This window comes from Polaribacter gochangensis, from assembly GCF_046224025.1.
GTDB lineage: Bacteria > Bacteroidota > Bacteroidia > Flavobacteriales > Flavobacteriaceae > Polaribacter > Polaribacter gochangensis.
Genome location: NZ_JBJXRF010000107.1, coordinates 1 through 235, shown reverse-complemented (window position 1 = coordinate 235; position 235 = coordinate 1). Strand labels below are relative to the sequence as shown.

At 21.7% G+C, this 235-nt stretch carries 1 protein-coding gene; it reads left to right on the top strand.

Annotated features, from left to right (window positions below; all coding sequences use genetic code 11):
• On the top strand, nucleotides 1-235 hold a 235-nt coding region (locus ACEWL1_RS12300; RefSeq protein ID WP_409233575.1), incomplete at both ends, for a hypothetical protein.

Here is a 235-nt window from a genome sequence, read left to right as displayed (position 1 = left end):
GGGGGGGGGGGGGGGGGGGGGGGTGGGGGGGGGGGGAGGAGGGGGGGGCAAAAAAAAAAAAAACAAAATAAACAAAAAAAAAAAAAAAAAAACAAAAAAAAAAAAAAAATTTTTTTTTTTTAAAAAAAACAAAAAAAAAAAAAAAAAAAAAAACAAAAAAAAAAAAAAAAAAAAATTTTTATTTTTTTTTAAAAAATATAAAAAAAAAAAAATAAAAAAAATAATAATAAAAAAA